The organism is Sphingomonas sp. (assembly GCF_019746015.1).
Lineage (GTDB): Bacteria > Pseudomonadota > Alphaproteobacteria > Sphingomonadales > Sphingomonadaceae > Sphingomonas.
Window position 1 is genome coordinate 1 of record NZ_JAIESM010000093.1, and the last position, 4,576, is coordinate 4,576.

Here is a 4,576-nt window from a genome sequence, read left to right on the forward strand (position 1 = left end):
GGGTTGGCGAAGCGCGCCTCATATTCGGCCGTGCGCTCGGCGATTTCCTCGGGCGTGCGCCCACGGAAGATGATCTCCACCGCGCCTTTCGCGCCCATCACCGCGATTTCGGCGGTCGGCCAGGCATAGTTCAGGTCGCCGCGTAAGTGCTTGCTCGCCATCACGTCATAGGCCCCGCCATAGGCTTTCCGCGTGATGACGGTGATCTTGGGCACGGTCGCCTCAGCATAGGCGAACAGCAGCTTCGCGCCATGCTTGATGATGCCGTTATGCTCCTGCGCGGTGCCGGGCAGGAAGCCGGGCACGTCGACGAAGGTGACGATCGGAATGTCGAACGCGTCGCAGAAGCGCACGAAGCGCGCCGCCTTTTTCGACGAATTGATGTCCAGGCACCCGGCCAGCACCATCGGCTGGTTGGCGACGATGCCGACGCTGCGCCCCTCAATCCGGGCAAAGCCGATGATGATGTTGGCGGCGTGTGCGGGCTGGATTTCGAAAAAGTCGCCCTCGTCCACGGTTTTGCGGATCAGCTCGTGCATGTCATAGGGCTGGTTGGCGCTGGCGGGGATCAGCATGTCGAGGCTTTCCTCGATCCGGTCCCACGGGTCGTCCGTCGGCCGCGCCGGCACGCCTTCCCGGTTCGACAGCGGCAGGAAATCGAAGAAATCGCGCGCCGCCAGCAGCGCGTCGATGTCATTGTCGAACGCGACATCGGCGACGCCCGATTTGGTGGTGTGGGTAACGGCGCCGCCCAGCTCTTCCTGCGTGACGACTTCGTTGGTCACCGTCTTCACCACATCGGGGCCGGTGACGAACATGTAACTCGAATCCTTCACCATGAAGATGAAGTCGGTCATCGCCGGCGAGTAAACCGCGCCGCCCGCGCACGGCCCCATGATGAGCGAAAGCTGCGGCACCACGCCCGACGCCAGCACATTGCGCTGGAACACCTCGGCATAGCCGCCAAGGCTTGCCACGCCTTCCTGAATGCGCGCGCCGCCCGAATCGTTCAGGCCGATGACGGGCGCGCCCACCTTCATCGCCATGTCCATGATCTTGCAGATTTTCTGCGCGTGGCGTTCGGAAAGCGAGCCGCCGAACACGGTGAAATCCTGGCTGAACACGAACACCAGCCGGCCGTTGATCGTGCCGCTGCCCGTCACCACGCCGTCGCCGGGGATGACCTGATCGGCCATGCCGAAATCGACGCAATTATGCTCGACATACATGTCGAGCTCCTCGAACGAGCCGGCATCGAGCAGCACGTCCAGCCGCTCGCGCGCGGTCAGCTTGCCCTTGGCGTGCTGGGCGTCGATCCGCTTCTGCCCGCCCCCCATCCGGGCGGCGGCGCGCTTGGCTTCGAGTTGATCGACGATCGTTTCCATGGGCTGCTCTCCTTGGCGTTCCCATTCCAAGGAAACGCGGCGAGCGCAACTGCTAGAGCTTCACGATCCCCAGATCGATCAGGCTGCGCGCGGTATCGACGATGCTGTCGCGCGCCGGACGCGGCACCCAGCCGAGCCTGTCGCGGGCATGGTCGGCGGGTGTCTCACGCACTTTGCCCAGCTCGCCCGTCACCATCCGCACGGCCGGGTCGAACAGCGCGACCGCGCGCAGCACGAAATCGGGCAGGCCGCGCGTCGGCACCTTGCGCGCCTGCCCGCCCAGTTCGGCGCGCAGCACGGCGGCGATATCCTTCATCATCATGAACGGGCCGCAGGCGATAAAGCGCTCGCCCGCCACGCCAGATGCAGTGAGCGCGCGCACGTGCAGATCGGCCACGTCGCGCACATCGACCACGCCGAAGCCGAAATTGGGCAGGCCCGGCAGTTGGCCCGCGATCAGCCGCCGCACCACTTCGATCGAGCCGGAAAAATCGGCGCTCAGCACCGGCCCCAGCACCGCCGCCGGATTGACGCTGACATACTCCATCGCGCCGCCCTCGGCCGCGATCCAGTCGCGCGCGGCGCGCTCGGCAAGGGTCTTGGACTTGGCATAGGCATGAACCTGGGGGCCGTTCACATCGGTCCAGTCCGCCTCGGTATAGCGGCCGATCTTGCGGCCATGGCCATAAGCGATGGCGGCGACCGAGGAGGTCATCACCACGCGCGTCGCACCCGCCGCCTTGGCCGCGCGCAAGGCCCGCAAGGCGCCGTCGCGCGCGGGCACGATCAGATCATCCTCATGCCGCACGCCCGCCGTGGGCAGTGGCGAGGCGACATGGACGACATGGGCACAGCCCGCCGCTGCTTCCGCCCAGCCGTCATCCTTCAGCAGATCGGCGGCGAAGAAGCGCAGCTGCGCATCGGGCACGCCCAGCCAGCGCCGCACCTCGCCCTCGCGCCCCAGATTGCGGATGGTGGTGTTGATCCGCCACCCCTCGGCGGCAAGCTGGCGGATGATGAAGCCGGCGATATAGCCGCTGCCCCCGGTTACCAGCACCTGCTTGTCCATAACGCACCTCACCAGCCAGACGGATGAAAAAGGTTTTAGATTGCGACTGTTCCACTGCCAAGCGGCGGCCGGGCGCGGGGCTGAAAAACTCTGCCGAAAAACTCTGCCGAAAAACTCTGCCGAAAAACTCTGTTTGCCTTGCGCGGTGGCTGCGGCACAATGCGCGGCTGGAGCAGGAGACGCCGATGACAGAAACCTATCCGGTTCCGCCCGCCTGGGCCGCGCGGGCGCGGGTGTCGGCAGAAGGCTATGCGGCGCTGTACGCGGCGGCGGCGGCCGATCCGCGCAGCTTCTGGCTCAACCAGGCGCGCCGGCTGGACTGGGCGCATTTCCCCACCGAAGCGGGCGACTGGTCGTTCGACGAGCATGACTTCCACATCCGCTGGTTCGCCGATGGTGCGCTCAACATCTGCACCAATTGCGTCGACCGGCACCTGCCGGCGCGGGCGGACCAGCTCGCGCTGATCTGGGAACCCGATGTGCCGGGCGAGCTGCCCCGCCACTTCACCTATGCCCAGCTCCATGCAGAGGTGTGCCGCTTCGCCAATGTGCTGAAGGCCGAAGGCGTGCGGCGCGGCGACCGGGTGACGATCTATCTGCCGATGATCCCGGAGGCGATGTTCGCGATGCTCGCCTGCGCGCGGATCGGCGCGATCCATTCGGTGGTGTTCGGCGGCTTTTCGCCCGAGGCACTGGCCGGGCGCATCACCGATTGCGACAGCGCCTATCTGGTCACCGCCGACGAGGGCCGGCGCGGGGGCAAGCGCGTTCCGCTGAAGGCCAATGCCGATGCCGCCGCCGCGCTCGCGCCGGCGCTGCGGCGGATGATCGTGGTGCAGGCCACCGGCGCCGCCGTGCCGATGCGGCCGGGCCGCGACATCTGGTATCACGAGGCTGCGCTGGAAGTGGTCGGCGATTGCCCGGCCGAGCGGATGGGGGCCGAGGACCCGCTGTTCATTCTCTACACCAGCGGCTCGACCGGCAAGCCCAAGGGCGTGCTGCACAGCAGCGCCGGCTATCTGCTCTGGGCCAGCCTGACGCACGAATGGTGTTTCGACTATCGCCCCGGCACGGTGTGGTGGTGCGCGGCCGATGTCGGCTGGGTGACGGGGCACAGCTATATCGTCTATGGCCCGCTCGCCAATGGCGCGACGACCCTGATGTATGAAGGGCTGCCCAACTGGCCCGGCCCCAGCCGCATCTGGCAGGTGGTGGACCGCCACCAGGTGCACACGCTGTTCACCGCGCCGACCACCCTGCGCGCCCTGATGCGGGAGGGTGACGCGCCGGTCGCCGCCACCTCGCGCGCGTCGCTCCAGCTGCTGGGCACCGTGGGTGAGCCGATCAATCCGGAGGCGTGGCGCTGGTATCATCAGGTGGTCGGCGAGGGCCGCTGCCCGATCATCGACACCTGGTGGCAGACCGAAACGGGCGGCGCGCTGATCGCGCCGATGCCCGGCGCCACCACACTGAAGCCCGGTTCGGCAACGCGGCCGCTGCCCGGCGTGCAGCCCCAGCTGGTCGACAGCGACGGGCAGCTGCTCAGCGGCGCGGCGAGCGGCAATCTGGTCATCGCCGGCAGCTGGCCCGGGCAGATGCGCACCGTGTGGGGCGACCATGCCCGTTTCTTCCAGACCTATTTCACCACCTATCCGGGCAAATATTTCACCGGCGACGGGTGCCGGCGCGACGAGGATGGCGATTACTGGATCACCGGCCGCGTCGACGACGTCATCAACGTTTCCGGCCACCGGCTGGGCACGGCGGAGATCGAAAGCGCGCTGGTGCTCCACCCCAAGGTGGCGGAGGCCGCCGTAGTCGGCATGCCGCACCCGCTGAAGGGCCAGGGCATCTATGCCTTTGTCACGCTGAACGCCGATGCAGAGGCGGACGGCGCGCTGCGGCAGGAACTGGTGCAATGGGTGCGCCGGGTGATCGGGCCGATCGCCACGCCCGACGCGCTGCAATTCGCCCCCGGCCTGCCCAAGACGCGGTCGGGCAAGATCATGCGGCGCATCCTGCGCAAGATCGCCGAGGGCGAAGTAGACAGTCTGGGAGATACCTCCACGCTTGCTGATCCAGCGGTGGTGGCCGATCTCGTTACGCACCGGCTTGTCGCTGC

Annotated in this window: 3 protein-coding genes; 1 reads left to right on the top strand and 2 read right to left on the bottom strand. The window is 67.4% G+C overall.

Translation table 11 applies throughout. The annotated features are described in order from the left end of the window. The coding region (locus K2Y03_RS12485; protein ID WP_294091071.1) for an acyl-CoA carboxylase subunit beta at window positions 1-1,385 on the bottom strand (1,385 nt) is incomplete at its 3' end. Window positions 1,386-1,437: 52 nt separating this feature from the next. Continuing rightward, window positions 1,438-2,454, bottom strand: a complete 1,017-nt coding sequence (locus K2Y03_RS12490; RefSeq protein ID WP_294091072.1) for an NAD-dependent epimerase/dehydratase family protein — start codon at window positions 2,452-2,454, stop codon at window positions 1,438-1,440. A gap of 185 nt (window positions 2,455-2,639) precedes the next feature. Between K2Y03_RS12490 and acs the strand changes: the two genes are divergently transcribed. Continuing rightward, window positions 2,640-4,576 (top strand): acetate--CoA ligase (acs, locus tag K2Y03_RS12495; RefSeq protein ID WP_294091073.1); only part of this gene is annotated, 1,937 nt, incomplete at its 3' end.

Coding starts and splice junctions, on each gene's coding strand:
- K2Y03_RS12490 (WP_294091072.1), bottom strand. CDS start 2,454: ATGGACAAGCAGGTGCTGGTAACCGGGGGCAGCGGCTATATCGCCGGC.